The organism is Achromobacter sp. 1011791174 (assembly GCF_059760925.1).
Genome location: NZ_JCBANH010000030.1, coordinates 36866 through 62295, shown reverse-complemented (window position 1 = coordinate 62295; position 25430 = coordinate 36866). Strand labels below are relative to the sequence as shown.

At 66.3% G+C, this 25430-nt stretch carries 24 protein-coding genes; 11 read left to right on the top strand and 13 right to left on the bottom strand.

Annotation, left to right across the window (positions count from 1 at the left end; all coding sequences use genetic code 11):
- Positions 1 to 66: 66 nt before the first annotated feature.
- From AC6LJ5_RS13235 to AC6LJ5_RS13175, 13 genes are all read right to left on the bottom strand, one after another.
- Positions 67 to 588 carry a gamma carbonic anhydrase family protein gene (locus AC6LJ5_RS13235; protein ID WP_103273195.1) on the bottom strand — a complete coding sequence of 174 codons (522 nt, stop codon included), beginning with the start codon at positions 586 to 588 and terminating at the stop codon, positions 67 to 69.
- A gap of 50 nt (positions 589 to 638) precedes the next feature.
- Positions 639 to 2312: an acetate--CoA ligase gene (locus AC6LJ5_RS13230; protein WP_498140700.1), complete on the bottom strand. Its 1674-nt coding sequence runs from the start codon at positions 2310 to 2312 to the stop codon at positions 639 to 641.
- Between the two features lie 124 nt (positions 2313 to 2436).
- Positions 2437 to 3321: a UDP-2,3-diacylglucosamine diphosphatase gene (locus AC6LJ5_RS13225; RefSeq protein WP_103273197.1), complete on the bottom strand. Its 885-nt coding sequence runs from the start codon at positions 3319 to 3321 to the stop codon at positions 2437 to 2439.
- Positions 3322 to 3587: 266 nt separating this feature from the next.
- The gene (locus tag AC6LJ5_RS13220; protein ID WP_103273198.1) at positions 3588 to 4310 is read right to left on the bottom strand and encodes a site-2 protease family protein; all 723 of its coding nucleotides are present in this window, start codon (positions 4308 to 4310) and stop codon (positions 3588 to 3590) included.
- 10 nt (positions 4311 to 4320) lie between these two features.
- A complete protein-coding gene (locus AC6LJ5_RS13215; protein ID WP_103273199.1) occupies positions 4321 to 5232 on the bottom strand; it encodes a DUF2167 domain-containing protein in 912 nt (303 codons plus the stop codon).
- 109 nt (positions 5233 to 5341) lie between these two features.
- Positions 5342 to 5893 (bottom strand): RDD family protein, encoded by a 552-nt coding sequence (locus AC6LJ5_RS13210; RefSeq protein ID WP_103273200.1) that lies wholly within the window; start codon positions 5891 to 5893, stop codon positions 5342 to 5344.
- Between the two features lie 235 nt (positions 5894 to 6128).
- Positions 6129 to 6341: a hypothetical protein gene (locus AC6LJ5_RS13205; protein ID WP_199770995.1), complete on the bottom strand. Its 213-nt coding sequence runs from the start codon at positions 6339 to 6341 to the stop codon at positions 6129 to 6131.
- A 219-nt stretch (positions 6342 to 6560) separates the two neighbouring features.
- Entirely contained in the window at positions 6561 to 8234 is a 1674-nt protein-coding gene (locus AC6LJ5_RS13200; RefSeq protein WP_103273201.1) for a THUMP domain-containing protein, read from the bottom strand.
- A 36-nt stretch (positions 8235 to 8270) separates the two neighbouring features.
- Positions 8271 to 8699 carry a CopD family protein gene (locus AC6LJ5_RS13195; RefSeq protein WP_199770996.1) on the bottom strand — a complete coding sequence of 143 codons (429 nt, stop codon included), beginning with the start codon at positions 8697 to 8699 and terminating at the stop codon, positions 8271 to 8273.
- 140 nt (positions 8700 to 8839) lie between these two features.
- A complete protein-coding gene (locus AC6LJ5_RS13190) occupies positions 8840 to 10291 on the bottom strand; it encodes a bifunctional 2-methylcitrate dehydratase/aconitate hydratase (RefSeq protein WP_498140699.1) in 1452 nt (483 codons plus the stop codon).
- Positions 10292 to 10380: 89 nt separating this feature from the next.
- On the bottom strand, positions 10381 to 11586 hold the full coding sequence (gene prpC, locus AC6LJ5_RS13185; RefSeq protein WP_498140698.1) for a bifunctional 2-methylcitrate synthase/citrate synthase: 1206 nt from the start codon (positions 11584 to 11586) through the stop codon (positions 10381 to 10383).
- A gap of 95 nt (positions 11587 to 11681) precedes the next feature.
- Positions 11682 to 12572: a methylisocitrate lyase gene (gene prpB / locus AC6LJ5_RS13180; RefSeq protein WP_103273204.1), complete on the bottom strand. Its 891-nt coding sequence runs from the start codon at positions 12570 to 12572 to the stop codon at positions 11682 to 11684.
- A gap of 316 nt (positions 12573 to 12888) precedes the next feature.
- Positions 12889 to 13878: a malate dehydrogenase gene (locus AC6LJ5_RS13175; protein ID WP_103273205.1), complete on the bottom strand. Its 990-nt coding sequence runs from the start codon at positions 13876 to 13878 to the stop codon at positions 12889 to 12891.
- Between the two features lie 341 nt (positions 13879 to 14219).
- On the opposite strand from AC6LJ5_RS13175, the gene AC6LJ5_RS13170 reads away from it, so the two are divergent.
- The 11 genes from AC6LJ5_RS13170 to AC6LJ5_RS13120 all read left to right on the top strand — a co-directional run bounded on the left by AC6LJ5_RS13170 (position 14220) and on the right by AC6LJ5_RS13120 (position 25430).
- Complete coding sequence (locus AC6LJ5_RS13170) at positions 14220 to 15005, top strand: GntR family transcriptional regulator (RefSeq protein WP_392410586.1); 786 nt, start codon at positions 14220 to 14222, stop codon at positions 15003 to 15005.
- 135 nt (positions 15006 to 15140) lie between these two features.
- A complete protein-coding gene (sdhC, locus tag AC6LJ5_RS13165; RefSeq protein WP_103273207.1) occupies positions 15141 to 15557 on the top strand; it encodes a succinate dehydrogenase, cytochrome b556 subunit in 417 nt (138 codons plus the stop codon).
- Complete coding sequence (sdhD, locus tag AC6LJ5_RS13160) at positions 15557 to 15940, top strand: succinate dehydrogenase, hydrophobic membrane anchor protein (protein WP_103273208.1); 384 nt, start codon at positions 15557 to 15559, stop codon at positions 15938 to 15940. The genes sdhC and sdhD overlap by 1 nt, the downstream gene beginning before the upstream one ends.
- A 3-nt stretch (positions 15941 to 15943) precedes the next feature.
- Positions 15944 to 17722 (top strand): succinate dehydrogenase flavoprotein subunit, encoded by a 1779-nt coding sequence (gene sdhA, locus AC6LJ5_RS13155; protein ID WP_212318171.1) that lies wholly within the window; start codon positions 15944 to 15946, stop codon positions 17720 to 17722.
- Positions 17723 to 17740: 18 nt separating this feature from the next.
- Complete coding sequence (locus AC6LJ5_RS13150; protein WP_024068140.1) at positions 17741 to 18457, top strand: succinate dehydrogenase iron-sulfur subunit; 717 nt, start codon at positions 17741 to 17743, stop codon at positions 18455 to 18457.
- 164 nt (positions 18458 to 18621) lie between these two features.
- On the top strand, positions 18622 to 18882 hold the full coding sequence (locus AC6LJ5_RS13145) for a succinate dehydrogenase assembly factor 2 (RefSeq protein WP_103273210.1): 261 nt from the start codon (positions 18622 to 18624) through the stop codon (positions 18880 to 18882).
- Positions 18883 to 18901: 19 nt separating this feature from the next.
- Positions 18902 to 20212, top strand: coding sequence for a citrate synthase (locus tag AC6LJ5_RS13140; RefSeq protein ID WP_103273211.1), 1311 nt, complete (start codon positions 18902 to 18904; stop codon positions 20210 to 20212).
- 339 nt (positions 20213 to 20551) lie between these two features.
- Positions 20552 to 21499, top strand: a complete 948-nt coding sequence (locus AC6LJ5_RS13135; protein WP_392410585.1) for a helix-turn-helix domain-containing protein — start codon at positions 20552 to 20554, stop codon at positions 21497 to 21499.
- A gap of 305 nt (positions 21500 to 21804) precedes the next feature.
- Entirely contained in the window at positions 21805 to 23220 is a 1416-nt protein-coding gene (locus AC6LJ5_RS13130; RefSeq protein ID WP_498140697.1) for an amidase, read from the top strand.
- A gap of 40 nt (positions 23221 to 23260) precedes the next feature.
- On the top strand, positions 23261 to 24499 hold the full coding sequence (locus AC6LJ5_RS13125) for an ABC transporter substrate-binding protein (protein ID WP_498140696.1): 1239 nt from the start codon (positions 23261 to 23263) through the stop codon (positions 24497 to 24499).
- 70 nt (positions 24500 to 24569) lie between these two features.
- Positions 24570 to 25430, top strand: coding sequence for an ABC transporter permease subunit (locus AC6LJ5_RS13120; RefSeq protein WP_498140695.1), 861 nt, complete (start codon positions 24570 to 24572; stop codon positions 25428 to 25430).

Here is a 25430-nt window from a genome sequence, read left to right as displayed (position 1 = left end):
GGTTCCAAGGGGGCGGATTCCGGCGTGCGCGGGGGGGCGCCGGAGACGGGCCAGGGGCTCAGGGACTCAGCCGATCCGCTTGAGCGCGGTCCGGTAGTGTTGGCCGCGCGCCACGTAGTGCGCGGTGTTCTTGTGCAGTCCGGCGATTTCCTCGGGGGACAGTTCGCGGACGATCTTGCCGATGCCGATGACCAGCGAATTGTCGGGAATGACTCGGTCCTCGGGGATGATGGCGCCGGCGCCGATCAGGCAGTTGCGACCGATCACGGCGTTGTTCAGCACGATGGCCTGCATGCCGACCAGGGCGCCTTCGTGGATGGTGCAGCCATGCAGCATGGCCTGGTGGCCCACGGTGACGTTCGGGCCGATCTCCATGGGACAGCCTTCATCCACGTGCAGCACGCTGCCCTCCTGGATGTTGGTGCCCCGGCGGATCAGGATGGCGTCGTTGTCGCCCCGGATGGAGACGTGCGACCAGATGCTGACGCCGGCCTCCAGCGTCACGTTGCCGATGATGTCGGCGCTGTCGGCCACGTAGGCCGAGGGGTCGATACGGGGGATCAGGTCGTCGAGCTGGTACAGCGGCATGCCAGGAAGTCTCCGGAGACGGCGCGGGGGGAGGGAATCGGGGCGGCGCGCTAGGCCGAGCCCTTGCTGGCCGCCAGGGCTCGGTCCGCCTCGCGCTGGCGCAGCAGGCGGCGCAGGATCTTGCCGGTGGTGGTCATGGGCAGTTCGTCGACGAACTCGATTTCCTTGGGGTACTCGTATGGCGCCAGGCGCTCGCGCACATGTTCCTGCAGGTTCTCGATGATGTCCTGGCGGTCGCGCTGGGCGAATTCGGGGGTCAGCACCACATAGGCCTTCACCACGGCGCCGCGTTCGGGATCGGGCTTTGGCACGACAGCCGCATTGGCCACGGCCGGATGGCCGAGCAGGCAGCTTTCGATCTCGCCCGGGCCGATGCGGTAGCCGGCCGACTTGAACACGTCGTCCGCGCGGCCGGCATACCAGAGGTAGCCGTCGGCGTCGATGCTGGCCAGGTCGCCGGTCAGGCACCAGTCGCCCTTGAACTTGGCCTGCGTGGCGGCCTCGTTGCGCCAGTAGCCCAGGAACAGCACCGGATCGGGATAGCCGTGGATGTCCAGCCGGTTGAGCGCGACCTCGCCGACTTCGCCGGTGGGAGCGGGCTCGCCGTGCTCGTCCAGCACCGCCACGCGGTGGCCGGGGTAGGGCCGGCCCATGCTGCCGGCCTTGGCGGGCCAACGCTTGTTGCTGTTGCCCACCAGGTAGTTCATCTCGGTCTGGCCGAACATCTCGTTGGGCGTGATGCCCAGCGCCTTCTCGCACCAGCCGAACACCGTCTCGCCCACGCTTTCGCCGGCGCTCATGATGGCGCGCAGCGCCAGCTGATAGTGGCTGCGCGGGTCCGGCACCGCCTTCATCATCATCTTCAGGGCGGTCGGGAACAGGAAGGTGTTGGTGACCTGGTAGCGCTCCATCAGCTCGAAGGCGCGCTCGGCCGAGAAGCGGCCGCGGGTGCCGACGATGGGATGGCCGAAATAGAGGGTGGGCAGCAGCGCGTCCATCATGCCGCCGGTCCAGGCCCAGTCCGCCGGCGACCAGAAGACGTCGGCGGGCTTGGGGAACCAGTCCTGCGAGGCGACGAAGCCGGGCAGGTTGCCGATCAGCGCGCTGTGCGGCAGCAGGGCGCCCTTGGGCGCGCCGGTGGTGCCGGAGGTATAGAGCAGGATGGCCGGGTCCGACGAGCGGGTCGGAACGGGCTTGAATTCGGAAGGCTGGCGGGCCAGCAGGCTGCGCCACGGCAGCACCCGCTCGTCGGCGAAGCCGATGCCGATGATCTGTTGCAGGGCGGGACAGTGGTCGCTGACGGCCAGCAGGTTGGCGCTGGAGGCGTGGTCGACGATGGCGACACGGGTCTCGGAGTCGCGCAGCCGGGTCTCCAGGGCCTCGGGGCCGAACAGCGCCGACAGGGGCAGCACCACCGCGCCGACGCTGTAGATCGCCATGTGGGCCACGACGGTTTCGGGCCGTTGCCCCAATACAACACCGACCCGGTCGCCGCGATTCACGCCCATCTTGATCAGGCCATTGGCCAGCTGATTGGCGGCTTCGGCCAGTCGGGCATAGGTCCAGACCTCGCGATTGCCCGCTTCATCTTCGTAGTAGATGGCGATGCGCCGCGCATCCGGACTGCTGGATGCCCAGCGGTGGCAGCACGCTTCCGCGATGTTGAACTGGGTAGGCACCAGCCAGCGGAAAGTTTGGTAGAGCGCCTGATATTGGTCGTTCATGGCCCTATGTTGTGAGCATGTTGCAGCGTGAACGGGCCGCTCGCCCGTTGCCCAACTGCAAGCATGACCTAGAGGGGCGTGAACTGCAACATCCCCGTTGCGTAACGGGGACGTATAAGGGTTATCACGGGTGCTTGCCCTGGCGGCGCAGCGCCGACGGCAGCGCCGGCAGCGATAGCGAGCGCGGCTTGCGGCTGGACGGATCGGCCTGGCGCCCGGCCTGATGCTCGGCCTGGATGGCGGCCCAGTCCAGCAGCTGCAGCTGGCCGTCGTGGGTTTCCGCCAGCGCCGACAGGCTTTCCACCCAGTCGCCGTCGTTGCAGTACAGGATGCCGCCCACGTCGCGCAGTTCGGCCTTGTGGATGTGTCCGCAGACCACGCCGTCCAGGCCGCGCCGGCGCGCCTCGCCGGCCAGCGCTTCCTCGAAGTCGGTGATGAAGGACACGGCGTTCTTGACCTTGTGCTTCAGGTACTGGGACAGCGACCAGTAGTGCAGCCCCATGCGGTGGCGCAGCCGGTTGAAGTGATGGTTGAGCCACAGCGCCAGCTGATACAGCCCGTCGCCCAGGTGCGCCAGCCAGCGGCTGTGCTGGATCACCCCGTCGAACTGGTCGCCATGCAGCACCAGCAGGCGCAGGCCCTTGGCCGTCACGTGCACGTCTTCGTCCAGGATCTCGATGTCGCCGAAGGCAAAGCCGCAGAACTCGCGGGCGAATTCGTCATGGTTGCCGGGGATGAAGACCACGCGGGTGCCGTTGCGGGCCTTGCGCAGGATGCGCTGGATCACGTCGTTGTGCGCGCGCGGCCAGTGCCAATGCTTGCGCAGCTGCCAGCCGTCGACGATGTCCCCCACCAGGTAAAGGGTGTCGGAATCGTTGTGCTCCAGGAAATCGAGCAGGAATTCCGCTTTGCACCCGGCAGTGCCCAGGTGAATATCGGAAATCCAGAGAGCGCGCCAGTGGGCGGGGCGGATTTCGTTCACGGTTGCTTCCATGGGGGCTGTCGTCATGCCTCAGGATGAAACCATCGGGCGATGACGGCGCCATGAAAAATCCGTGACGGTGTTGTGACGATTGCAACGCGGGCGCCGCAACACTTGTCGCGGGAGCGGGCCTAGTGTGCTGTCCCGCAGATACGCCCGCACGAAATCCACCCCTAGCCGCCATGGCGTCGTTGCAAATCCTCGTGATACCTACGGGTATCACTGCGGTTTGCGCCTAGCCCTGACGTCTATGGATGAATTTCGTCATGCGGACGTACCTACGGGACAGCACACTAGCGCAGTCCCGCGAGCATTTCGTGCACGTCGTGCGCCATGACCGCCAGCAGCCCCACCAGCGCCAGGTAGGCGCTGCCGTAGGCGAGCTTGTTTTCCAGCGTGGTGCCGTAATAGGCCTGGTTTTCCGGCAGGGTCGGGTCGTACTTGAAGGCGCGCACCACGTTCGGGAAGGCGAGCACGGCGACCAGGATCAGCATGGGGCTGGGCCGCCAGAAGAACAGCGCCACCAGCACCGGCACGCCCGCCAGCCAGACTCGGGGCGACAGCACGGCCGTGATGCGGCCGCCGTCGAACGGCGACAGCGGGATCAGGTTGAAGAGATTGATGAAGAAGCCGGCGTAGGACAGCGCCAGCAGCAGGTCGCTGCCCGTGTCGCGCGCGGCGAAGTAGCAGGCCAGCGAGGCCAGCGTGCCCGCGAAGGGTCCGCCCAGCCCCACATAGGCCTCGGTGTCGGCGTTCAGCGGCTGGTCCTTCAGCTGGATCCAGGCGCCCACGAAAGGAATGAACACGGGCGCGCCCACTTCCAGGCCGCGCTGGCGCGCCGCCACGTAGTGGCCCAGCTCGTGCACCAGGAGCAGCAGCACGAAGCCGGCGGCGTAGCGCCAGCCGAACACCCAGGCATAGGCCGCCACCGACAGCAGCATGGAGCCGCCGGTGGCCAGCAGCTTGCCGAACTTCAGGTACTTGAAGCCCGACAGCAGCAACAGCAGGACTTTCACCGGCGTGCGATCACTGCTGGCCCGGGCCGGCGGGATCCGCCTTCTTGCGGCGCAGGCGCGACCAGATGCCGCCGCCCAGCGCGGCAACGGCGATGAGGCCGACCTTGGCGAACTTCAGCAGGAAGGCGCCGATGACCGCGAACAGACCCAGCTTCTTCGCCGCCACGCCGGCCACCAGCGCGGCCAGGCCGTACTCGGCGACCTTGTCGGTCGAGGAGTTGAAGTCGGCGTAGCGCTTGCCTTCGACGTAATCGATGTTGTTCAGCAGGGCCAGCACGGCGCCCTTGTCCTTCGGCACCTGGCTTTGCTGCGTGATCAGGTCCAGCGTGATGTAGCCTTCGCGGCCCAGGGCGTAGGTGTTGTAGTTGACCGTCGGGTCGCTCTGCGCGCCGTCGTCCTTGTGCTTGGCGGCCACGGACCACACCAGCCGCTGCGTTTTGCTGTCGTACTTGGGCGCCTCGACCCAGCCGTCGATCAGCAGCTCGGGGAAGCCGCGCTTGACGCGCTCGACGTTGGATTGCTTGGTGCCTTCGCGCAGGCTGTCCAGCAGCTCGCCGACGTTCCAGTTGCGGGCGTCGTCGTCCTTGATGTAGCCGGTCTTCTCGAAGTTGACGGTGATCAGCCAGTCGTCCTCGTCCCCCTTGGGCAGCACCACGCCCAGCAGGCTGGGATCCTTGCCGTTGCCATAGGCCGCCATCAGGCGGTCGGCCTGCAGGCGCGGCACGAACATCATGTTGTCGGGCAGCTTGAGCACGGCCTGGCCGCCGAGCTTCACTTCGGCGGGGCCTTGCTGGGCGGCGGAAAGCGCGGCCTGCGAGGCGGCTTCGATTTCCTTGCGGGCGTCGGCGTTCTGGGCATGCGCCCACGGCAGGAAGAACAGGGCGCTGGCGGCCAGCGTCAGGCGGGAGAGTAGGGCGCGCATGGATAAGGTCCGGTTTTAAATAGGGCCTTATTGTCTTGGCGCGCAGCTTTCAGCTTTCTGAACGCGCCGGTGAGAATCGGCGCGTAAGTTTTCTGATTGAAACTTGGTATTACTTGACGGCCCTGGCGGCGCTATTTTCCGGACGCCCGGGCTTGGCGCGCGGGGGCGCGTTGCGCAGGCGCGTGCCCAGGATCCGGTCATGCAGGAACTGGCCGTCGCGGTCGATCCAGGTCCAGATGAAAATCATGAAGGGGGCTGCGACGATGAACATGTCCATGGACGGCCAGCCCGTGTAGCGCGCCGCCAGCCAGACCAGGGCGGCGCCCGCCAGCACCAGGGGCCAGGCGAGGATGTAGCGCAGCATCAGCAGCGGCACGGAGGGTGGCTGGCCGTCGCGGCCGACCAGCTGGATGTTCCAGGTCTTCATGGGCAGCGTCTGGCCCCGGCGGCGCCAGCACAGCACGAAGTAGGCGCCGATCGCCACGAACAGCCAGGCTTGGCGTAGCGGGCGCAGTTCCAGCGCATTGCGACTCTGGGTCAGCGTATCCATCAGATAGCCCGCCAGGAACACCACGCCGAACAGCAGCACGGCTTCGTACATCATGCACGCGAACCGGCGCAGCCGGTTGGGAGTCTGGTCTGGGGAGGCGTCGGGCGTCATGGGCGGCTATCTTAGCAAAGGGCCGCGGGTTTGCGCCGGGCCCGGCGGGCGGCGCGCTTGCGTCGGCGCAAACGGGTTGGGGCAAGACCATTCGCCGCCGACGCGGGAGCGTCCGGCCGGCGATCCGTGCGAGGCGGAGGCGAAAAAAAACCCGCCGGTGAGGGCGGGTCTATAAAAGGGGCTATGCAGCCCCCAAGGGGAAATCTGTCCGGGCCCGCCAGGGGCCCATCGGCGCTCAGGCGGCCGAGTGCGCGTCCTTCGCGCTCGCCTTGCCAACCAGGGCGCGGATGCCGTGGGCCAGCTTGCGCAGTCCGGCGGCCAGGGCGCGCATCGGGTGCGGGCGGAATTGCTCTTCGATCGCCTGGAGCATCAGTTGGCGCTCGAGTTCGTCGGTCAGGCGGATGGTGTTGTTCAGGTTCGTCACGTTAGCCTCCACGGGCTTGCACATTTGTTTAGCTACTAGGGATAACCCGAATTATAGGGTTTACCCTGGTCGTGTGCAAGAGGCTGGTGCGAATCGGCAACACCGTGTAGCTGATGATGCCCCAAAACGTTGCGGCGGGGCACCATAAGCAAAGATAGCCGCACCATGTTGCGGCGCTTTTACAACGAGGCATCCGCTGCGGCGGACGCCGGCGCCCCGTGGCGGGGCGCCGGGGATCAGGCGTCAGGCGTCCCGGTAGCCCGCCGCCACCAGCTCGAAGCCGAACAGGCGGCAGTCCAGCGCGCCGTTGTGCAGCGGGACGCGGCGCTTGGGTTTCAGGCGCATGCGCTGGGGCAGCTCCAGGTCGCTGGTGATGATGTGCAACTGCCAGCCGGCGAAGTTGCGCTTCAGGCAGGTCGCCCATTCGGACCAGAGCTGCGCGTCCTGCTCGGTCGGCATCCGTTCGCCGTAAGGCGGGTTGGTGACGATCCAGCCATGGTCGGCCGGCGCCTGGACCTGGCGGGCATCACCCACTTCGAAACGGATCGAGTCCGAGGTCAGCCAGGCGCGCTCGGCGTTGTTGCGGGCGAACTCGATTGCCTGCGGATCCAGGTCATAGCCGACCAGCGGCGCGTCCAGCTGGGGCAGGATGCGGGCGCGGGCGTCTTCCTTGAGGTCGCGCCAGCGGCGCGGGTCATGGCCGCGCAGCCGCTCGAAGCCGAAGGGACGGGAGATGCCGGGAGGCACGCCCAGCGCGATCCAGGCGGCTTCGATCAGGATGGTGCCCGAGCCGCAGAACGGATCCAGCAGCGGAGCCGCCGGATCCCAGCCGGCCAGGGCCAGCATGCCGGCCGCCAGGTTCTCGCGCAGCGGGGCCTCGCCCTTGTCCAGGCGCCAGCCGCGCTTGAACAGCGATTCCCCGGAGGTGTCCAGGTACAGCGTGGCGGTATGGCCGGTCAGGAACAGGTGCACGCGCGCATCGGGGCGCACGGTGTCGATGTCGGGACGCTCGCCTTCGCGCTCGCGCAGGCGGTCGCAGATGCCGTCCTTGGCGCGCAGGTTGCAGTATTGCAGGCTCTGCACCGGGCTCTTGATCGCCGAGGTGTCCACGCGCAGCGTTTGCTCGGCGCCGAACCAGCGCTCCCAGGGCGTGGCGCGGGCCAGGTCGAGGATGTCGTCCTCGTGGGAGATCTCGGCGTGCGCGACCTGGACCAGGATGCGCGTTGCCAGCCGCGAATAGAGGTTGGCGCGCTGCACGCCGGCCCAGTCGGCGCTGAAGGAACAGCCGGCGCGGCCGGCGCGGGCGTCTTCATAGCCCAGCGCCTGCATTTCCGCGGTCAGCGCTTCTTCCAGACCCTGGGGGCAGGGCGCGAAGACCTGGAACACCTCGGCCTGGCGGGGCTCGCGCGGACGGCGGCCACGGGCGTGAAAGTCGGGCTCGTCGCGGGCTTCGGTGGCGTATTCGATCTCGTCGTCGCGGTCCGGCTCGGGGGCGAATTCCGGCGCCGGGCCGTCGTCCTCGAACGGATCGTAGAAGCGGCCCGCGGGCGTGGCGGGCGCGACGTACTGGTTGTCGCGGTCGCGCGGGGCGCGAGCGGGCCTGGCGCCAGCGGCGCGGCGCGGCGCGCCGCCGTCATCGCGCCGGCCACGGCCGGCATCGGTCCGGCTGGCGGCGCCTCGGGCCGCCACGGGCTTGCGCGGGGCGCGTTCGCCGTCACCGGCGTCGCGCGCGGGCGCGTCCGGCGTCTTCAGGCGTTCGATTTTTTCCTTGTCGCGCTCGATCTGGGCGACCAGGCGGGCGCGGGCGCCGCTGCGGCTGCGCTTGGCCGGCGCGGCCTCGCTTTCGGCGCGGGCGTCGCGCGCGGTTTTCTTGATTGTCAGCGTCTTGCGCGGACGGTCCTGTTCGTCAGAGGACATGCGGATCCTGGCTTATGGGCAAAGGCAGAGGGGAAATCAGAAGGGTTTGACGACGACCAGCGCCACCACCGCCAAAAGCAGCAAGACGGGAACTTCGTTGAACCAGCGATAGAACTTGTGCGAACGGGTGTTCTTGCCCTGTTCGAATTTGCGCAGCATGACGCCACAGGCGTGATGGTAGCCGATCACGAGCAGCACGAAAAAGAGCTTGGCGTGCATCCAGCCGTTGCCCGGACCCACGCCGATGCGGTAGCCCAGATACAGCCACATGCCGAAGGCCACGGCGACCACGGCCAGCAGGGTGGTGAAGCGGTACAGCCGGCGCGCCATGCCCAGCAGGGTGGCCTGGACCGAGGCGTCGGATTGCTGGGCCAGGTTGACGAAGATGCGCGGCAGGTAGAACAGCCCGGCGAACCAGGAGGCGATGAAGACGATATGGAAGGTCTTGACCCAGAGCATGGCCATGGCGCGGTCCCGTTTGCGTGGAAAGCCGCATTGTAAGCCGCGGCTTTCGCGCGCCTGGGCGGGCTGGCGGGCGCGGACGCCAGACCGCCCAGGCGCATGGGAGGGAAGCGCCACGGGCGCTTCCGGGATGCCCATGCCGCCTAGATCACATAGAGGTCGACGTATTCGTTCACCGGCATTGCCTCCAGCCGCGCCTGATCCAGCGAGGCATCGAGGATGCGGCGCTGCTGCCGGTCCGGGAACACGCGGGCGAGGTTGGTGCGGAACTTGGCTTCCAGCAGCGGGATGCCCTCGGCGCGGCGGCGCAGGTGGCCGATCGGGTATTCGCAGACCACCTCGTCCAGCCTGTCGCCGTCCTCGAACTCCACGGTCAGCGCATTGGCGATGGAGCGCTTGGCCGGATCGTGATAGTCGCGGGTATAGGCCGGATCCTCGACGCAGACGATCTTGGCGCGCAGGGCGTCGATGCGCGGATCGCGCGCCACGCCGTCCTCGTAGTCGGAGGCGGTCAGGCGGCCGTACAGCAGCGGCACGGCCACCATGTACTGGATGCAGTGGTCGCGGTCGGCCGGGTTGTTCAGCGGACCCTGCTTGTCGATGATGCGGATGCAGGCCTCGTGCGTGCGGATGACGATGCGGCTGATGTCCTCGGCCTTGCGGCCCAGCAGGCGCAGCCGTTCGTGCAGCTGCATCGCGCATTCCACGGCGGTCTGGGCGTGGAACTCGGCCGGATACGAGATCTTGAACAGCACGTTCTCCATCACGTAGCTGCCGTAGGGCCGCTGGAACTTGAACGGCTGGCCCTTGAACAGCACGTCGTAGAAGCCCCAGGTCTTGGCGCTGAGCACCGACGGATAGCCCATCTCGCCGCTGCGGGCGATCAGCGCCAGGCGCACGGCGCGGCTGGTGGCGTCGCCGGCGGCCCAGCTCTTGCGGCTGCCGGTGTTGGGCGCGTGACGATAGGTGCGCAGGCTCTGGCCGTCGACCCAGGCCAGCGACACGGCGTTGATGACTTCATCGCGCTCCAGGCCCAGCATCTGCGCCACCACGGCGGTGGACGCCACCTTGACCAGCACCACGTGATCCAGGCCGACCTTGTTGAAGGAGTTCTCCAGCGCGATGCAGCCCTGGATCTCGTGCGCCTTGATCATGCCGGTGAGCACGGCGCGCATGCTCAGGGGCGGCTTGCCTGCGGCCACGGCGGTGCGCGACAGCCAGTCGGCGACGGCCAGGATGCCGCCCAGGTTGTCGGACGGATGGCCCCATTCGGCGGCCAGCCAGGTGTCGTTGAAATCCAGCCAGCGGATCATCGCGCCGATGCTGAAGGCGGCCTGCACCGGATCCAGCTGGAACTGGGTGCCGGGGACCTTGGCGCCCTGCGGCACCACCGTGCCGGGCACGATCGGGCCCAGCAGCTTGCGGCACGCCGGGTACTCCAGCGCTTCCAGGCCGCAGCCCAGCGTGTCGATCAGGCAGTTGCGCGCGGTCTCGTAGGCGAGATCGCTCTGGATGTCATGGTTGAGGACGTAGTCCGCGATATCGGCCAGCACCTGGTCGGGATCGGGACGCACGTTGGAGATGGGGGCGGACATGCGGATACCTCTCCTGGAAATGGATACAGGAGGCCGCGGCGGGCCCGCGCGGCGCCGGATGGGACGACGACGGGCCCGGGGCGGTCACGTTACTTCCGCTTCTCGATCGGCACGAACTTCCGGTCTTCCGGGCCCACGTAGTTGGCGGTGGGGCGGATGATCTTGTTGTCGACGCGCTGCTCGATGATGTGGGCCGACCAGCCCGCCGTGCGCGCGATGACGAACAGCGGGGTGAACATGGCGGTGGGCACGCCCATCATGTGGTAGCTGACGGCCGAGAACCAGTCCAGGTTGGGGAACATCTTCTTGATGTCCCACATGACGGTTTCCAGGCGTTCGGCGATGTCGAACATCTTGGTGCTGCCGGCCTTCTTCGAGAGCTTGCGGGCGACTTCCTTGATGACCTTGTTGCGCGGGTCGGACACGGTGTAGACCGGGTGGCCGAAGCCGATCACGACTTCCTTGGCCTCGACGCGGCGGCGGATGTCGGCCTCGGCCTCGTCGGGGGTCTCGTAGCGCTTCTGCACTTCGAACGCGACTTCGTTGGCGCCGCCGTGCTTGGGGCCGCGCAGCGCGCCGATGGCGCCGGTGATGGCGGAATAGATGTCCGAGCCCGTGCCGGCGATCACGCGGCCGGTGAAGGTCGAGGCGTTGAATTCATGCTCGGCGTACAGGTTCAGCGAGATGTGCATGGCGCGCACCCACTCTTCGCTGGGCTTCTCGCCGTGCAGCAGGTGCAGGAAGTGGCCGCCGATGCTGTCGTCGTCGGTCTGCACGTCGATGGTGCGGCCGTTGTGGCTGTAGTGGTACCAGTACAGCAGGGCCGAGCCCAGGTTGGCCATCAGGCGGTCGGCGATGTCGCGCGCGCCGGGCAGGTTGTGGTCGTCCTTCTCGGGCAGCACGCAGCCCAGCACCGACACGGCCGTGCGCATCACGTCCATCGGGTGGCTGGCGGCGGGCAGCGCTTCCAGCGCCAGTTGCAGCTGCACCGGCAGGCCGCGCAGGCTGCGCAGCTTTTCCTTGTAGGCCTTCAGTTCGGCCTTGGTCGGCAGCTTGCCGTGGACCAGCAGGTGGGCGATTTCCTCGAACTCGCAGGTGTCGGCGACGTCCAGGATGTCGTAGCCGCGGTAGTGCAGGTCGTTGCCGCTGCGGCCGACGGTGCACAGCGCGGTATTGCCGGCGACGACGCCGGACAGCGCCACGGATTTCTTGGGCTTGAATGCCGCCTTTTCCTCGGGCTGGGCCTGCGTCTTCGCGTCCGCCTTGGGGGCTTGCTTCTTGGGGGCCGTGCTCATGTCTCTACTCTCCTTGCCTTGCGGGATGGTCAATGCAGTGGGACGGGCGGGCGCGGCGGATCGCCGCCGCGCCCGCCGCCGTAGACGGTGCGGGACTAGCCCTTGTTCTTCTGGAACAGGGCGTCCAGCTTCGATTCGAATTCGTGATAGCCGATGCGGTCGTACAGCTCTTCGCGCGTCTGCATCAGGTCGACCACGTTCTTCTGGTGGCCATCGCGGCGGATGGCGGTGTAGACGGCCTCGGCGGCCTTGTTCATGGCGCGGAACGCCGACAGCGGGTAGAGCACCATGCCCACGCCCACGCTCTTGAGTTCCTCGACCGAGAACAGCGGGGTCTTGCCGAATTCGGTGATGTTGGCCAGCACCGGCACTTTCACCGCCTTGACGAAGCGGTCGTAGGTGGGCAAATCGTAGGCGGCTTCGGCGAAGATGGCGTCGGCGCCGGCTTCGACGCAGGCCAGCGCGCGCTCGATGGCGGCGTCCACGCCGTGCGAGGCGATGGCGTCGGTGCGGGCGATCAGGTAGAAGTCGCTGTCGGTGCGGGCATCGGCGGCGGCCTTCACGCGGTCGGCCATTTCCTCGGTGCTGACGATTTCCTTGCCGGGACGGTGGCCGCAGCGCTTGGCGCCGACCTGGTCCTCAATGTGGCAGGCGGCCGCGCCGAACTTGATCAGGCTCTTGACCGTGCGGGCGATGTTGAAGGCCGACGGACCGAAGCCGGTGTCGATGTCGACCAGCAGCGGCACGTCGCACACGTCGGTGATGCGGCGCACGTCGGTCAGCACGTCGTCCATGGTGTTGATGCCCAGGTCCGGCAGGCCCAGCGAGCCGGCGGCGACGCCGCCGCCCGACAGGTAGATGGCGCGGTAGCCGGCGCGCTTGGCCAGCAGCGCATGGTTGGCGTTGATGGCGCCGATGATCTGCAGCGGGCTTTCTTCGGCCAGCGCGCGACGGAACAGGGCGCCGGGCGATTCGGGTCTGGACATGGGTGGTCTCCGTGTATGTGGACCGGGTGTTCTGGACGTCCCCGGGCAGTGGGTGTGCCGGTCCGAGGCGGGCCCGGCGCCGGCTCGTGGCTGGCGTCCGACCTTACCTCGGGTCCGGAAAATAAATCTGTCCCCTGCGCGACAATCGTTTGCGACGCATTGGCGGCGGCGCAAGCGGACAGGTGTATTTGCCGGGGCGCAGGCGTCCGAAGACGCCTGGCGGGCGGCCTGCGATCGCATGGCGCGGATGGCGCCCGCGCATCGCCGGCCTGTGAATTGGGCCCGCGAACGGGCCCAATTTTCATGCTCGACCTGATTACTTCAGCAGGTCCTTCACGCCGTCGCGCTCTTCGAGCAGCTCTTTCAGCGTGAAGTCCAGGCGCTCGCGCGAGAAGGCGTCGATTTCCAGGCCTTCGACGCGCTTGTATTCGCCGTTTTCGGTGATGACCGGCACGCCGTAGATGATGCCTTCGGGGATGCCGTAGGAACCGTCGGACGGCACGCCCATCGTCACCCACTTGCCGTTGCTGCCCAGGACCCAGTCACGCACGTGGTCGATGGCGGCGTTGGCGGCCGAGGCGGCCGAGGACAGGCCGCGCGCCTCGATGATGGCGGCGCCGCGCTTGCCCACGGTGGGGATGAAGGTGTCGCGGTTCCAGGCGTCGTCGTTGATCAGCTTGGCCAGGCTCTGGCCGCCGACCGTGGCGAAGCGGAAGTCGGGGTACATCGTGGGCGAGTGGTTGCCCCACACGACCAGCTTTTCGATGTCGGCCACGGCCTTGCCGGACTTGGCGGCCAGTTGCGACAGGGCGCGGTTGTGGTCCAGGCGCAGCATGGCGGTGAAGTTCTTGGCGGGCAGGTCCGGCGCCGACTTCATGGCGATGTAGGCGTTGGTGTTGGCCGGGTTGCCGACCACCAGCACCTTGACGTTGCGGCTGGCGACGTCGTTCAGGGCCTTGCCCTGGGCCGTGAAGATCTGGGCGTTGACGGACAGCAGGTCCTTGCGTTCCATGCCGGGGCCCCGCGGACGGGCGCCGACCAGCAGGGCCACGTCGGCGTCCTTGAAGGCGGTGCGCGGGTCGCTGTGGGCGGTGACTTCCTGCAGCAGCGGGAAGGCGCAGTCATCCAGTTCCATGATGACGCCCTTCAGGGCCTTTTGCGCTTTCTCGTCGGGGATTTCCAGCAGTTGCAGGATGACAGGCTGGTCTTTGCCGAGCATTTCGCCGGAGGCGATGCGGAACAGCAGGGCGTAGCCGATTTGGCCGGCGGCGCCGGTGACGGCGACACGCAAGGCGGGCTTGGACATGGACGTTCTCCGTAAGTGTTTGGCGAGAAGAAATCTCGACAATCAGTGTAATCGTTGGGCGCGGAAACTCAGCGCGGGCATGAGCCTCTGACAGCCCGAAATCCTAGATCGAATTTACGTGAGCGTCAATTTCTCTTATATCTTATATAAGACATAAGACGTTGGACAACGCCGCCGGCGATGTGCCACAATGGAGCGTTTGTTCGAATGCGTCGCGGCACAGCCGGCTGCGCGCCTGTTCCTAGGCCAGATCACCGGCGGCGGCGCATCGTGGATGAGCATGGATCCCGTGCGCCGCATACTCATTCATCCGGATGGACATGACACTTTCAAGACGATCCATGGCAGACCCACGGCCCGAAACCGCCCTACGCACACGCGCCGCCCGTCCGGCGGGCGAGGGGGCCGCTTTCAGTCCGCTGTACCGCCAGATCAAGGAACTGCTGGTGCAGAGCCTGGACCGCGGCGAATGGAAGCCCGGCGAACTGATCCCCAGCGAAATCGACCTCGCCGCCCGTTTCCAGGTGAGCCAGGGCACGGTGCGCAAGGCGGTCGATGAACTCGCCGCCGAGCACCTGCTGCTGCGCCGCCAGGGCAAGGGCACCTTCGTCGCCACCCACCACGAAGCGCGCGTGCGCTACCGCTTCCTGCGCCTGGCCGCCGACGACGAGGCCCAGGCCGGGTCCGGCCGCGCCGAAAGCCGCATCCTGGAATGCCGGCGCCTGCGCGCGCCGGCCGAGATCGCGCGCGGCCTGGAGCTGCGCGCCGGCGAGACGGTCATCATGATCCGCCGCCTGCTCTGCATGGACACGACCCCCACCGTGGTGGACGACATCTGGCTGCCCGGCGCGAGTTTCCGCGGGCTGACGCTGGAGCTGCTCACCGCCAACAAGGCCCCGATGTACGGCCTGTTTGAATCCGAGTTCGGCGTCAGCATGGTGCGCGCCGACGAGAAGCTGCGCGCCGTGGCGGCGCCGGCCGAAATCGCCCCCTTGCTTAATGTTTCCCCCGGCGCGCCGTTGCTGCAGGTGGACCGAGTGTCCTATACCTATGGTGACCGCCCCATGGAAATCCGGCGGGGTTTGTACTTGACCGATCGCTACCACTACCGCAATAGTTTGAATTGATGAGCTTTTTCCCTACGATTTGATACCAACCCGTTCTCTGGGCGAAAATACTGTGTTTGCCCGCGAGGGCCACGCAGAGTTCCGCCAGTTTTTTACGCCGTAACGATTCCCTAGTTCAGAAACACCGAGGCCGTCATGTCCGACACCGCTGCCAAGCCACGCCCGCAGTTTCGCAATATTGGTCTAGCCCAAGTTGCGTTCTCCTATCGCCTGCCCCTGGCCGGCAAGCTGTCCATCCTTCACCGCGTGAGCGGTGTGCTGCTGTTCCTCTGTCTGCCCTTGGTCATCCTGCCGCTGTTCGCGGCCAGCGTGGCCGCCCCGCAGACGTTCGCGGCCGTGGCTGCCTACGCGGGTAATCCGATCGTCAAGCTCGTCCTGCTGGTCCTGATCTGGGGCTATCTGCACCACTTCTGCGCCGGCATCCGCTACCTGCTGCTGGACCTGCACATCGGCCTGGACAAGCAGTCGGCCAAGAAGAGCGCCGGCGTGGTCTTCGGCATCAGCCTGGCGCTGACCGTCGTGTTCGCCCTCAAACTGTTCGGAGTGCTGTAATGGCCGAAGCAAAGAACTACGGCGCCAAGCGCCTGGTCGTAGGCGCGCACTACGGCACCATCGATTTCATCATTCAGCGCGTCACCGCGGTCATCATGGCCGTCTACACGCTGGTGCTGCTCATCGGCATCCTGGTGATGCCCGCCTTCACGTACGAGAACTGGACCGCGCTGTTCACGTTCTACGTGGGCGTACTTCCGGTCGGCCAGCTCCTGGCCACCCTCGCATTCATTGCGCTGGCCTGGCATGCCTGGATTGGTGTGCGCGACCTCTGGATGGACTATGTCAAGTCGGTGGGCCTGCGCCTGCTGCTGCAAGTGCTGACGATCCTCTGGCTGGTCGGTTCGGTCGTTTATTTCGCGCAAATCCTCTGGAGCATCTAAGCCGTGGTCTCTGTCATGAAATCCTTGCCGCGCCGCCAGTTTGATGTGGTGGTCGTCGGCGCCGGTGGAGCCGGCATGCGTTGTTCCCTGCAACTGTCCCAGGCCGGCCTGTCGGTCGCCGTGCTGTCCAAGGTGTTCCCGACCCGTTCGCACACCGTTGCGGCGCAGGGCGGCGTGAGCGCCTCGCTGGGCAACATGAGCGAGGACAATTGGTACTGGCACATGTACGACACCGTCAAGGGCTCGGACTGGCTGGGCGACCAGGACGCCATCGAATTCATGTGTCGCGAAGCGCCGAACGCCGTGTACGAGCTCGAGCACTTCGGCATGCCGTTCGACCGCAACCCCGACGGCACCATCTACCAGCGCCCGTTCGGCGGCCACACCGCCAACTTCGGCGAGAAGCCGGTCCAGCGCGCCTGTGCCGCCGCCGACCGCACCGGCCACGCGCTGCTGCACACCCTCTACCAGCGCAACGTCGCCGCGCGCACCCAGTTCTTCGTCGAATGGATGGCGCTGGACCTGCTGCGCAACGAAGCGGGCGACGTCGTGGGCGTGACCGCCCTGGAAATGGAAACGGGCGAGATCTACATCCTGGAAGCCAAGACCACGGTGCTGGCCACCGGCGGCGCCGGCCGCATCTGGGCCGCTTCCACCAACGCCTTCATCAACACCGGTGACGGCCTGGGCATGGCCGCCCGCGCGGGCATCCCGCTGCAGGACATGGAATTCTGGCAGTTCCACCCGACCGGCGTGGCCGGCGCCGGCGTGCTGATCACGGAAGGCGTGCGCGGCGAAGGCGGCATCCTGCTGAACAAGGATGGCGAACGCTTCATGGAGCGCTATGCGCCCACGCTGAAGGACCTGGCCCCGCGCGACTTCGTGTCCCGCTCGATGGACCAGGAAATCAAGGAAGGCCGCGGCTGCGGTCCTGACGGCAGCTACGTGGTGCTCAAGCTCGACCACCTGGGCGCCGACGTGATCAACAAGCGCCTGCCCTCGATCCGCGAAATCGCCATCAAGTTCGGCAACGTCGACCCGATCAAGGAACCGATCCCCGTCGTCCCGACCATCCACTACCAGATGGGCGGCATCCCGGCCAACTATCACGGCCAGGTGCTGACGCGCGAAAACGGCGAGAACAAGATCGTCAACGGCCTGTACGCCATCGGCGAATGCGCCGCGGTGTCGGTGCACGGCGCCAACCGCCTGGGCACGAACTCGCTGCTGGACCTGATCGTCTTCGGTCGCGCCACCGGCAACCACATCGTCAATTCGCACCCGGAACGCCAGCACTCGCACCAGCCCGTGCCGCAGCAGGCCGTGGAATTCTCGCTGGACCGCGTCAACAAGCTGGAATCGCGCACCTCGGGCGAAAAGACCCAGGACATCGGCAACGCCATCCGCTTCTCGATGCAGCGTCACTGCGGCGTGTTCCGTACGCTGGAGCTGCTGAACGAAGGCGTGACCCAGATCGAAGACCTGGCCAAGCAAGCCGACAACATCTACTTCAAGGACAAGTCCAAGGTGTTCAACACCGCGCGCGTCGAGGCGCTGGAACTGGCCAACATGACCGAAGTGGCCCGCGCCACGATCAAGTCGGCCGCCAACCGCACCGAAAGCCGCGGCGCGCATGCGCTGGACGACCACCCGACCCGCGACGACGAGAACTGGCTGAAGCACACGCTGTGGTACTCCGAAGGCAGCCGCCTGGACTACAAGCCCGTGCAGATGAAGCCGCTGACGGTCGAGTCCTTCCCGCCCAAGGCGCGTACCTTCTAAGTCCGGATAGAGCCTACTATGAGCACCAAGAGAATCGTCAAGTTCGAAATCTACCGCTACGATCCGGACAAGGACGAGCGTCCCTACATGCAGAAGCTGGAAGTCGAGCTTCAGCCGACCGACAAGATGCTGCTCGATGCGCTGGTGCGCATCAAGAACGACGTCGACGACAGCCTGGCGCTGCGCCGCTCGTGCCGTGAAGGCGTGTGCGGTTCGGACGCCATGAACATCAACGGCAAGAACGGCCTGGCCTGCACGACGAACCTGCGCGAGCTGAAGGAACCGATCGTGCTGCGTCCGCTGCCCGGCCTGCCGGTGATCCGCGACCTGATCGTGGACATGACGCACTTCTTCAACCAGTACCACTCGATCCGCCCGTACCTCATCAACGACACGCCGCCGCCCGAAAAGGAACGCCTGCAGTCGCCCGAGGCCCGCGAAGAGCTGGACGGTCTGTACGAGTGCATCCTGTGCGCGTGCTGTTCCACTTCCTGCCCGTCGTTCTGGTGGAATCCGGACAAGTTCGTCGGCCCGGCCGGCCTGCTGCAGGCCTACCGCTTCATCGCGGACAGCCGCGACGAAGCCACCGGCAGCCGCCTGGACAACCTGGAAGACCCGTACCGCCTGTTCCGTTGCCACACCATCATGAACTGCGTCGACGTCTGTCCGAAGGGCCTGAATCCGACCAAGGCGATCGGCAAGATCAAGGAACTGATGGTCCGCCGGACGGTCTAGTTTCAAGCAGCTTTTTTATCGCCGCGCGCTCCGGGATCGGGCCCTCCCGGAGCGCGGCACGCCGAAGGGCGGCGCGGGTTGCAGGCATTGTGCCGCCGGGCCGCTCCCAGGCGGCAACGCCCCCGCGGGCGCGGCGCGCGTAGGGCCTTCATTTAGGTGTAACGATGAGCAGGCTTACTGAACTGGAGCGGGCGCGACTGCGTTGGCGGGCGCGCCGCGGCTTGCTCGAAAACGACTTGATCATCACCCGGTACCTCGACGCCCATGAGGCCGAGCTCACCGACGATGACGTAGCCGCATTGACGCAGCTCTTCGAGTTGGGAGACAACGATCTTCTCGACCTGCTGCTGGCCCGCAAGGAACTCGAGGGCGCGCTGGACACGCCCCGGCTCCGCAACATCATCGGCCAGATGCGGTCGCTCTGATTAATTGAGAGGAAAAAACATGAACCTGTCTGACAAAAAAGCCACGCTATCCTTCTCGGACGGCAGCGCCCCCATCGAGTTTCCCGTCTACAAGGGCACGGTCGGTCCGGATGTGATCGACATCCGCAAGCTGTACGGCCAGACGGGCATGTTCACGTTCGACCCCGGCTTCATGTCCACCGCCGCCTGCGAATCGGGCATCACGTACATCGACGGCGACAAGGGCGAGCTGCTGTACCGCGGCTTCCCCATCGAACAGCTGGCCGTGAACTGCGACTTCATGGACATCTGCTACCTGATCCTGAACGGCGAACTGCCGAACGCGACTCAGAAGGCCGATTTCGACTCGCAAGTGACCCATCACACGATGGTGAACGAGCAGCTGCACTTCTTCCTGCGCGGCTTCCGCCGCGACGCGCACCCGATGGCCGTGCTGACCGGCCTGGTCGGCGCGCTGTCGGCGTTCTACCACGACTCCACCGACATCACCAATCCCCAGCACCGCCACATCTCGGCCATCCGCCTGATCGCCAAGATGCCGACGCTGGTCGCGATGGCGTACAAGTACTCGCAAGGCCAGCCCTTCATCTATCCGCAGAACGACCTGTCCTACACGGGCAACTTCCTGCGCATGATGTTCGCCACGCCGTGCGAAGAGTACAAGGTCAACGAAGTCGTCGAGCGCGCGCTCGACCGCATCTTCATCCTGCACGCCGACCACGAGCAGAACGCCTCGACCTCGACCGTGCGCCTGTGCGGCTCGTCGGGCACCAACCCCTTCGCCGCCATCTCGGCCGGCGTGGCTTGCCTGTGGGGCCCGGCTCACGGCGGCGCCAACGAAGCCTGCCTGCAGATGCTCGAAGAACTGCAAGCCAACGGCGGCATCGCCAAGGTCGGCGAGTTCATGGAGAAGGTCAAGGACAAGAACTCGGGCGTGCGCCTGATGGGCTTTGGCCACCGCGTCTACAAGAACTACGACCCGCGCGCCAAGCTGATGCAGGAAACCTGCAAGGAAGTGCTCTCGGCCCTGGGCCTGGAAAACGACCCGCTGTTCAAGCTGGCCATGGAACTGGAACGCATCGCCCTGTCGGATCCGTACTTCGTGCAGCGCAAGCTGTACCCGAACGTGGACTTCTACTCGGGCATCGTGCAGCGCGCCATCGGCATCCCGACCTCGCTGTTTACGGCCATCTTCGCGCTGGCCCGCACGGTGGGCTGGATCGCCCAGTGGAACGAAATGCTGTCGGACCCCGACTACAAGATCGGCCGTCCCCGCCAGCTGTTCACCGGCTCGGTCACGCGCGACGTGCCCCCGATGGACAAGCGCTGATCCTTCCGCGCTTGCGCAGACAAACCCGCCCGCTGTGGCGGGTTTGTTTTTTTGGGCGCCCGGGATCAGGCGCTTGCGCGTGGCGTCGAGCCAGGTGGCCCTGGCATGGCCGGCGCTGTCAGATCTGACAGGGAACGGGTAAACACCAATTCAAAGGCATATGCCTTTTGGCAGAATCCACCGAAAACAGCGAGGGCGGAAAGCCCCTTGCGGCAGCACGCAGGCAGCAGCATCAAGCATCAGGCAGCAACTGGCGTCGGGCCGCGGCAGCGGGCGGGGCCAGCCGCAGTCCCGTAAAGACAGCGCCGCTCGCCGGCGTCAGCCCTGCCGGGGGGAAAATTGAAGCTGAACTATTCAACCGAGGCGCTGACCGAGCGCCAGCGGCCGGAATACTGGAACGAAGTCGTCTGCAAGCATTGCGTCCTGGCAGACAGCACCATCGAAAGCCCGCGCAAGTTCATCGGCAAGTACGCCGCCAAGTCGATCGACGACATCGAGATCTCCCGGATGTCCTCGCCGCGCCATGTCTGGGAGCGCGAGGCCACCCATATGCGCAAGGACTCGAACGAGGCCTTCCTGCTGACGCTGATGGAATCCGGGATCGGCCATCTGTCGCAGTCCGGCCGTTCCACGCAGGTCAACAATGGCGACATCGCGCTGTACGATGCGGAGCGCCGGTTCACCTATGACGTGACGCCTGAGTCTGTCCTATTGTTACGTATCCCGCGCAAACAGCTGCTGTATCGCGCGCCCCTGGCCGAGCGCTACACGGCGGTGCGCTTCACGCCGGACAAGCCCATCACCGGCCTGCTGGCCAGCATGCTGCGCGAAGCCGCCAGCGCAAATTTCACCGAAGACCTGCCCGCCGGCGTGCAAAAGCAGTTTGCCGCGTCATTGCTCGATCTGCTGGCCGCGACCATCCAGGTGCAGATGGCCGGCTGCGATCCCGAGGCCGACGAACGCGAGCGGCGGTTGCAGCGGGTCAAGCAGTACATCGAATCGCAGCTGGATGATCCGCTGCTGACCGTGGATCGCATCGCCAGCGCCCTGAACATGTCCGAGCGCACGCTGACCCGCTTGTTCGCGCACAGCGGCAGCACGCCCATGCGCTGGGTCTGGCAACGGCGTCTCGAGGCCGCGTATTGCGCGTTGAAGGAGGGCCGGGCGCGGCAGGTGACCGTAGCGGCGTTCCGCAATGGCTTCAACGACGTCGCGCACTTCAGCCGGCTCTTCAAGCTCAGCTACGGCCATTCGCCGAAGGATCTGCTGAGCCGCCCGAGGCGCTGAACGGCGTAGAACGACACCGACCGCAAGGCCGGCCGCGAGCCCAGGACAGGGCCGCGCGCCGGCCTTTTTCATTGCCTCGGGCCACCCCAAGATGAAAAGCGCTCCCCTCTCGGGGGGGTAGCAAGCGCGCGTGGTGTGCCGCACATGTCTGCATGATTTGTCCGTGGCGGCCACAGTCAAGCGCCGTGGCCGTCACGAGCAAGAAATCCTGTTCCGAGCGCCGTAGTCTGCATGCAGGCAAGCATCTAGGCATTTCAGTGTGTTCACGGCGCGGGCGCGCCAACTGCACGGACAGGGAGAACGGGATGAATCACGATGATCTGCACTACATGGGAATGCGCGAAATCGGCCTGGCCATCCAGGCTGGCGAGCTTTCCTCGGAAGCCGTCACCGAACGCCAATTCGAACGCATTGCCCGGCTTGACGGCCAGCTCAAGAGCTACGCATTGCTCATGAAGGACGGCGCGCTGGCGGCCGCGCGCCAGGCCGACAGGGAAATCGCGCAGGGCCAGCTGCGCGGTCCGCTGCATGGCGTGCCCGTGGCCGTCAAGGACCTGTGCTGGACCGCCGACGCGCCCACGGCCTTCGGCACCACGATCTACCGTGGATTCCAGACCCACGAGGACGGCACGGTGGTGAAACGCCTGCGCGAGGCGGGCGCCGTCATCCTGGGCAAGGTGCAGCTGACAGAGGGCGCGCTGACGGATCATCATCCTGATATCGATCCGCCCGTGAACCCCTGGAATCCCGCGCACTGGACCGGCGTGTCCTCCAGCGGCTCCGGCGTCGCGCCGGCGGCGGGCCTGTGCTACGGCGCCATCGGCACCGACACCGGCGGCTCCATCCGCTTTCCGTCGGCGGCCTGCGGCGTGACCGGCATCAAGCCCACCTGGGGACGCGTGAGCCGCCATGGCGCGTTCGAGCTGGCGGCCTCGCTCGATCACCTGGGCCCCATGACCCGCAGCGCGGAAGATTCGGCGGCGATGCTGGGCGTCATCGCGGGCGCCGACGACAACGATCCCACGGCCAGCCAGTTGCCGGTGCCTGACTATCTGCGCGAAATGGAGCGCGGCGTCCGGGGGCTGCGCATCGGCGTCGACACACGCTGGAACCACGATGATGTCGACGCGCCCACGCGCGGCATGATGGACGAGGTTGTGCGGGTAATGACGGAGCTGGGGGCCGAGATCGTCGAGGTCCGCGCGCCGGACGCGGTCGACGTGCAGCGCAACTGGTTCAACCTGTGCGGCATCGAGGCCGCCGTGGTCCACGAAAAGACCTACCCCTCGCGCAAGGACGAGTACGGCCCGGCCTTGGCCAACCTCATCGAAACGGGTCGGGCGCTGCGTGGCACCGACTATCAGAAGATCCTGCTGCAGCGGGCCGCGTACACGGGCCGGATGCGCGCGCTGATGCGGCAGGTGGACGCGCTGCTGGTGCCGACCACGCCGATCGCCTCGCCGACGGTGGCGCAGATGCACGTCTCCGGCCAGGAATACGTGGACATCTGGTTCGCCATGATGCGGTACACGGCGCCGCTGGACATGGCCGGCGTGCCCACCATCACGCTGCCGGGCGGCTTCCTGGCGGATGCGGGCACGCCCATCGGCTTTCAGTTCGTCGGCGCCGATTTCCGCGAAGACCTGATCGTGCGCGCCGCGCACGCCTATCAGCAGGCCACCGACTGGCATCGCCGTCGCCCCGACCTGGCCTGGGTCTGATACGTCCTGGTCACGGACTCTCTCAATGGAAGGAGCCTCCATGTCTCTCAATCGACGCGGTTTCATCAAGACGGCCGCCGGCGCGCTGGCCTACGCCAGCAGCTTCGACCTGCTGGCGCAGGCGAAGATCGATTCGTCCAAGTCCATCAAGGTCGCCAACCTGCTGGACAAGACCGGCGTGCTGAACAACTACTGCCTCAAGCAGATCAAGGCGGTGGCCATGGCGGCCGACGAGATCAACGCCGCCGGCGGCCTGCTCGGCCGCAAGGTGGAAATCATCTTCTATGACACGCAATCCAGCAATCGGCTCTACTCGCAATACGCGACCCAGGCCTTCGTGCGCGACAAGGTCGATGTGATCCATGGGGCGGTCGCCAGTTCAGCGCGCGAGGTCGTCCGACCCATCGTGCAGCGCTTCAAGGGCCTGTATTTCTACAATGCACTGTACGAAGGCGGCGTCTGCGACCGGCGTCATGTCTGCCCTGGCATGGTGCCGGGACAGGAACTAGATCCTCTGGTCGACTACGTGATCAAGGAGCGCAACGCCAAGACCCACTACATCCTGGCCGCCGACTACAACTATGGCCAGATCACCAGCAAGTGGCTGCAGAAATTCATCCGCGAAAAGGGCGCCAGGGACGTCGCGGTCGAGTTCTTTCCACTGGACGTGACCAACTTCGCGCCCGCGCTCAGCCGCATCCAGGCGGCCAGGCCGGACGCCGTGTGGTCCGCCCTGGTCGGCGATGCCCACATGAGCTTCTACCGTCAGTTCGAATCGACCATCGGCAAGAAGAACATGACGCTGATCGGCACCGTGTACGGCGCGGCCCGTGAAAACGCCATGCTGAGCGCGCAGGAGAACGACGGCACCATCATCGCCGCGTCCTTCATCGACACGCTGCCCACGGAAGCGGCAAAGGGCTTCGTCCAGCGCTTCGCGCGGTTCACCGGAGAATCCGACTACATCGGCGAGTATGGCGAGTACGGCTATCGGGGCATGATGCTCTGGGCCGAGGCCGTGCGGCGCGCCGGCAGCGTGGAACCCGACAAGGTGATCGCGGCGCTGCCGGGCACGCGCTACGACGGTCCCGGCGGGCTGTATTCCATCGACGAACAGGCCAACCACACCGTCATGGACATTCATATCGCCATCGGCAACAAGGACAAGGGCTTCGACGTCGTCAAGTCGTTCCCCCAGCGTCAGCCCAGCGATACGCAGGCGGTATGCGACCTGCGCCGCAACCCCGACGACACCCGTCAGTACGAGCCCAAGCTTTAGATCCGGATGCGCCCGCGCCACCCATGCCGGCCGCGCGGACGCGCCCCTGCCTTACGCTGCGGAGAACGCCTTGGCATCGATCTACACCAACCTCTACCTCATCGTCTTCTCGATCTCGTTGATGCTGCTGATCAGCCTGGGACTGGCGGTGATCTTCGGCATGATGAAGGTCATCAACCTGGCCCACGGCGAATTCATGATGGTGGGCGGATACGCCTGCGTGCTGTCCGTCAACGCCGGCGCGCCGCTATGGCTGGGCGTGCTGGCCGGCGGCGTCGTCACGGGCCTGGCCGGCATCGTGGTCGAGCGGCTGGTGATCCGCCACCTCTACGGCAGGATGATGGATACGCTGCTGGCCACCTGGGGACTGTCGTTGCTGTTCGTGGGCGCGGCCACCACGGTGTTCGGCGCCTCCAGCATCGGCCTGTCGACGGACTTCGCCAACGTCGCCATCGGCGGCATGAACGTGTCTTCCTACAACCTGGCGATCTGCGCATTCTCCCTGGCCCTGGTGGCGCTGTGCTGGTGGCTGGCGGTGCGGACCAAGGCCGGCCTGATCGTGCGGGGCACCATGCAGGCGCCGGAAATGGCCAGCTGCCTGGGCGTGGACAGGAACCGGGTTTACATGGCCACCTTCGGGCTCGGGTCCTGCCTGGCCGGGCTTGCCGGCGCGGCGCTGGCGCCCTTGACCGGCGTCAGCCCGGCCATGGGCGGCTTCTTCGTGGCCAAGGCCTTCATCACCGTCATCGTCGGCGGCCATCTGCCCCTGGTCGGCGCCAGCGCGGCGTCCACGCTGTTCGGCGCGATCGATGGCGCGGTGTCCTACGCCTACAGCTCCGTGCTGGGCGAGGTCACGATGCTGATCGCCGCGGTCCTGCTGCTGCGCATGCTGCCGCTGGGCATCACCGGCCGCATGAAGCGAGGTATCTAG

Coding starts and splice junctions, on each gene's coding strand:
- AC6LJ5_RS13205 (WP_199770995.1), bottom strand. CDS start 6,341: ATGTGCAAGCCCGTGGAGGCTAACGTGACGAACCTGAACAACACCATC.
- AC6LJ5_RS13215 (WP_103273199.1), bottom strand. CDS start 5,232: ATGCGCGCCCTACTCTCCCGCCTGACGCTGGCCGCCAGCGCCCTGTTC.
- AC6LJ5_RS13225 (WP_103273197.1), bottom strand. CDS start 3,321: ATGACGACAGCCCCCATGGAAGCAACCGTGAACGAAATCCGCCCCGCC.
- prpC (WP_498140698.1), bottom strand. CDS start 11,586: ATGAGCACGGCCCCCAAGAAGCAAGCCCCCAAGGCGGACGCGAAGACG.
- AC6LJ5_RS13235 (WP_103273195.1), bottom strand. CDS start 588: ATGCCGCTGTACCAGCTCGACGACCTGATCCCCCGTATCGACCCCTCG.
- AC6LJ5_RS13210 (WP_103273200.1), bottom strand. CDS start 5,893: ATGACGCCCGACGCCTCCCCAGACCAGACTCCCAACCGGCTGCGCCGG.
- sdhD (WP_103273208.1), top strand. CDS start 15,557: ATGGCCGAAGCAAAGAACTACGGCGCCAAGCGCCTGGTCGTAGGCGCG.
- AC6LJ5_RS13200 (WP_103273201.1), bottom strand. CDS start 8,234: ATGTCCTCTGACGAACAGGACCGTCCGCGCAAGACGCTGACAATCAAG.
- AC6LJ5_RS13190 (WP_498140699.1), bottom strand. CDS start 10,291: ATGTCCGCCCCCATCTCCAACGTGCGTCCCGATCCCGACCAGGTGCTG.
- AC6LJ5_RS13125 (WP_498140696.1), top strand. CDS start 23,261: ATGTCTCTCAATCGACGCGGTTTCATCAAGACGGCCGCCGGCGCGCTG.
- AC6LJ5_RS13150 (WP_024068140.1), top strand. CDS start 17,741: ATGAGCACCAAGAGAATCGTCAAGTTCGAAATCTACCGCTACGATCCG.
- sdhC (WP_103273207.1), top strand. CDS start 15,141: ATGTCCGACACCGCTGCCAAGCCACGCCCGCAGTTTCGCAATATTGGT.
- AC6LJ5_RS13145 (WP_103273210.1), top strand. CDS start 18,622: ATGAGCAGGCTTACTGAACTGGAGCGGGCGCGACTGCGTTGGCGGGCG.
- AC6LJ5_RS13140 (WP_103273211.1), top strand. CDS start 18,902: ATGAACCTGTCTGACAAAAAAGCCACGCTATCCTTCTCGGACGGCAGC.
- AC6LJ5_RS13130 (WP_498140697.1), top strand. CDS start 21,805: ATGAATCACGATGATCTGCACTACATGGGAATGCGCGAAATCGGCCTG.
- AC6LJ5_RS13195 (WP_199770996.1), bottom strand. CDS start 8,699: ATGGCCATGCTCTGGGTCAAGACCTTCCATATCGTCTTCATCGCCTCC.
- AC6LJ5_RS13175 (WP_103273205.1), bottom strand. CDS start 13,878: ATGTCCAAGCCCGCCTTGCGTGTCGCCGTCACCGGCGCCGCCGGCCAA.
- prpB (WP_103273204.1), bottom strand. CDS start 12,572: ATGTCCAGACCCGAATCGCCCGGCGCCCTGTTCCGTCGCGCGCTGGCC.
- AC6LJ5_RS13230 (WP_498140700.1), bottom strand. CDS start 2,312: ATGAACGACCAATATCAGGCGCTCTACCAAACTTTCCGCTGGCTGGTG.
- AC6LJ5_RS13170 (WP_392410586.1), top strand. CDS start 14,220: ATGGCAGACCCACGGCCCGAAACCGCCCTACGCACACGCGCCGCCCGT.